Genomic DNA, 3,558 nt, shown 5'->3' on the forward strand with positions numbered 1-3,558 from the left:
CGCCACCGGGTCCCCGGGCGACGTCTTCCTGTGCCATCCGTTCCTGGTGCACGCGGCGCAACCGCACCACGGGGTGCGGCCGCGCTTCATGGCCCAGCCGCCGCTGATGCCGGCCGCGCCGTACGAACTGGAGCGGGCCGACGGCGCGTACTCACCCGTGGAGATCGCGATCCGCCGGGGCCTGGGCCAGGACACCCCCGGCCCGGACGGGGACGGCACCGATTGCAGCGCAGCGTAACCGTGCCTCACGACCACCGCTGGCAAAGTGGCCGTGAGAGAAGAGGAAGGAGGCCGGGCATGCTGGAGCGGCTGAACCAGGCCATGGAGCACATCGAGTGCCATCTCGACCAGGCCGTCGACATGGAGGAGCTGGCACGCATCGCGGCCACCTCTGAGTACCACCTGCGCCGGATGTTCTCCGCGCTCGCGGGCATACCGCTGTCGGAGTACATCCGGCGCCGTCGGCTCACCCTCGCAGGCGCCGAAGTACTCGCGGGACGTGAGACGCTGCTGGAGATCGCGGTGCGCTATGGCTACAGCTCCGGCGAGGCGTTCGCGCGGGCGTTCCGTGCCATGCACGGCATCGGACCGGGCGAGGCCCGGCGTGCCGGCGCCGCGCTCAACTCCCAGTCCCGGATGGCCTTCCGCCTCACCATCGAAGGGAGGAGCAGTATGCGATACCGCGTTGTGGACAAGGCGGACTTCAACGTCGTCGGACTCAAGACCCGGGTACCGCTGGTGCATGCCGGGCCGAACCAGGCGATCATGGATTTTGTCCGCGGGATCGACCCGCAAACCCTGGAGCGCCTGGAGAAACTGTCGGACCAGGAGCCGCACGGCATCGTCGCAGTCTGCGACGGCATGGACCCCAGCCGCGCCGAGGGCACCGAACTCGACTACCACCACGGCGTGATCACCTCCGCGGCCGCTCCGGAGGACACGACCACGTTGGCCGTCCCGGCCGGCACCTGGGCGGTCTTCACCACCTCCGGGCCGGCGCCGCAGGCCATCCAGGAGCTGTGGCGGGACGTGTTCACCGAGTGGTTCCCGTCGAACCCGTACCGCACCCGCACCGGCCCTGAGATCCTGCGCACCCGCCTGTCGCCGGAGAAGACCGAGGCCGACGCCGAACTGTGGCTCCCGGTGGAGCCCGAGCACGGCTGAACAAAGCGGCAAGCCCCCGGGGCCGGAGAAGGCCGGGCGCCCGACCTCCGAGACCTACGCCCCGGCCCTGGTCTGCTACGACGACGACCACACGGCGCCAGCGGCTGGAACCTGCGCCTGACCCGATAGGTCACGCCTCCGTACGGTCCGGTGCCGGTTCTCCGGCACCGGACTGGGCATCCGGTGTGAGTGGGCGTGTCGGTGGCAGCGGTTGTGCGTCAGCGGTGTTCGGTTGTTGATTGGCTGGTCATGCGGTGTGGGCGTGTGCTGGTCTGCTGTCATGAGGTGACCAAGTGGCTGCCTTTTAGCGGCTGGGGCTGGGCGGGTTGGCTGTCGTGGGGGCGGCTGTTCCCATGCACCAAGCGGGAGCTCACCAACGGGTGCAGAGCGAGGACAGCGGCGAGCGCTACGAGGCGTACGGGCGAGTGGCACTGATCAATGGCAGACCGGCGCGCGACTCACGGCCTCTTTGCGGAGGCGTCGGCTGCTCCGGCCACGACAGCGCAACGCCATGGCCGGAAACTCGCGCGCGCTTCCGCGCCCAAGGACCCTGCATCGACGCACAGTAGCCCGAGTGGCCTCTACGCCCCCGCCCATTCCAGTCCGAGCGCGGCGAGGGCGTCCATGTCCAGGGGCGGTTTTTCTGATCAGTGGGTGGTGGGCTGGCCTGGGCTGATCAGTTTGGTGTGGGTGGCGATAGTGTTCCGGGTCGAGCTCTCACCGCTTGGTGATGGGGGACCGGGTTTCAGTTCTCTGAGCTGAGCTGCTGTTTCATCAGGTGGAGCGGGTGCTGGTCAGGTGTGGTCATGTTCCGGGTGTGTTGATCAGATTCGTTGAGTGCTGGTATGTGGTCATCCAGTACAGGGCGGTGTCGATGTCGCGGGCGGTCCAGTTGCGGATGGGGTCTGGAGCGGCGGTCAGGAGCTGGTCGATCGCTTCTATGTAGCGGCTGTAGCGTCCGGGTGCGTGGCTGAGGTTGATGCCGAGGGTGTGCAGTCCGTTGTGGGCTCGGCGGTCGTAGACGGCCATGCGGTCCGGTGCGGCTGCTGTGAGGACGGCGGAGGCGAGGGCGTCACCGGTGCGGAAACCGGGTAGTGAGGCCAGGGCTGCTCGGCCGGCTTGCGCTGCCGAGCTGCGGCTGAGAGAGGTGTCCCGGGCGGCGGTCGCGGCCGCGGCGGTTGCGCGGCGTACGTCAGCGTCCGCGAGCGCCATGAGTTCAGAGGCCCAGGGCGTATCGGCCCTGAGCCGTTTCCACATCAGCAGTGCTCCGATGTCGGCTTTGCCGATGCTTCCGCTGGTGCACGCACGGCGTGTCACTTCCTGCAGGGTCTCGTCGTAGTAAGGGCTGACGGTCTCGGTGTAGGCCTGGTGGGCGGCGGCGAGGCGCTGCCATCGATCGGGCGCGAGGGCGAGTGGTTGGTCTGTCACGGCTTGCTGCTCCGTCTTGTCCGGAGGGATGAGGCAGGGGGTGGTCAGCCGCTGACTGGGGGGTTGCCGCGGTGTTCCCGGAGTGCTTGGAGGATGCGTGCCGGGTGTTCGTTCTGGGGGTTGTCGGGGTCTGCTGGGGCGGCGAGGAGTGGGCCGAGGCGGCTGTGCAGCGTGTCGAGGCCGATGAGCGCGTCAAGGCTATGCAGGGTGTCGCTGTCGATGACGGGGAACGGTGGCCGGTCGGGCGGGAGGAGCACGGCGAGGACGCCAGCCTCACCCTCCACGAGCGCGCCGGGTTCCGCGTCATCGGCCATCGTGAGCGCATCGGCCGCCACTGGCGCGACGTCGTCCTCCTGGAACGCCGCAGCCCTACCGTCACCTGACGCGCAGCACGGCTCCCGGCACATCTGGCCCCTTCGGCGTGGCGTCCGGGGCTCACCGGTACGGCGGGCCGGTGAGCCGGTCAGCCCGGGACGGCGGTGCCGTCTTCGGGGGTGCGGTTCCATGCCTGCCGGTAGAGCTGAAGTTCGTCGTCGGGGAGGTCCAGGTGGCCTTCGACGCGGATGCTGGTGGTGTCCCACGGTGAGTTCCCGCCGCGGCGGGGGGTGAGCAGGACACCGAGCGTGGCGGTCTGCTCAGCCAGTCCGGTACGCGTGGTGACCTCGTGATGCCGCAGCAGCACGTAAGCCTGAAAAGCGGCTTTGACGCGGGAGTCGAGAAGGGTGGCCGCTCCGAAGATGAGCTGGCGGGTGTCGTCCTCGTGGAGCATGCGCCGAAAACGCCATTTGCAGTGTTCCTCGGGAACCTCGGGTACGTCGCGGAGCATGTCGGCGAGCAGGTGACCCCATTCGGTGCGGGCGCCGACGGGCAGCCGGTCGAGGTCGTACAGGAGAGCGAAACGGTTGGCTTCGGTCAGCGGGGGCTTCAGGGGGCTGAGGGCTAAGTCCAATACCGTTCAGTTAAGCG

At 68.7% G+C, this 3,558-nt stretch carries 3 protein-coding genes and 2 pseudogenes; 3 read left to right on the top strand and 2 right to left on the bottom strand.

From position 1 onward, the window contains the following. Both J1C73_RS19990 and J1C73_RS19995 read left to right on the top strand, forming a co-directional pair. Window positions 1-238 (top strand): annotated as a pseudogene (locus J1C73_RS19990) (phytanoyl-CoA dioxygenase); the annotation flags it as partial. Window positions 239-297: 59 nt separating this feature from the next. Continuing rightward, the gene (locus tag J1C73_RS19995) at window positions 298-1,164 is read left to right on the top strand and encodes an AraC family transcriptional regulator (protein WP_207317613.1); all 867 of its coding nucleotides are present in this window, start codon (window positions 298-300) and stop codon (window positions 1,162-1,164) included. Between the two features lie 804 nt (window positions 1,165-1,968). On the opposite strand, the gene J1C73_RS20000 is transcribed toward J1C73_RS19995, so the two are convergent. Continuing rightward, complete coding sequence (locus J1C73_RS20000; RefSeq protein WP_307797741.1) at window positions 1,969-2,592, bottom strand: hypothetical protein; 624 nt, start codon at window positions 2,590-2,592, stop codon at window positions 1,969-1,971. A 266-nt stretch (window positions 2,593-2,858) separates the two neighbouring features. On the opposite strand from J1C73_RS20000, the pseudogene J1C73_RS20005 reads away from it, so the two are divergent. Next, window positions 2,859-2,975 (top strand): annotated as a pseudogene (locus J1C73_RS20005) (GNAT family N-acetyltransferase); the annotation flags it as partial. A gap of 80 nt (window positions 2,976-3,055) precedes the next feature. On the opposite strand, the gene J1C73_RS20010 reads toward J1C73_RS20005, so the two are convergent. Continuing rightward, window positions 3,056-3,541: a hypothetical protein gene (locus J1C73_RS20010; protein ID WP_207317614.1), complete on the bottom strand. Its 486-nt coding sequence runs from the start codon at window positions 3,539-3,541 to the stop codon at window positions 3,056-3,058. Window positions 3,542-3,558 lie beyond the last annotated feature (17 nt).

Source organism: Streptomyces laculatispora (assembly GCF_017353455.1).
Taxonomy (GTDB): Bacteria; Actinomycetota; Actinomycetes; order Streptomycetales; family Streptomycetaceae; genus Streptomyces; species Streptomyces laculatispora.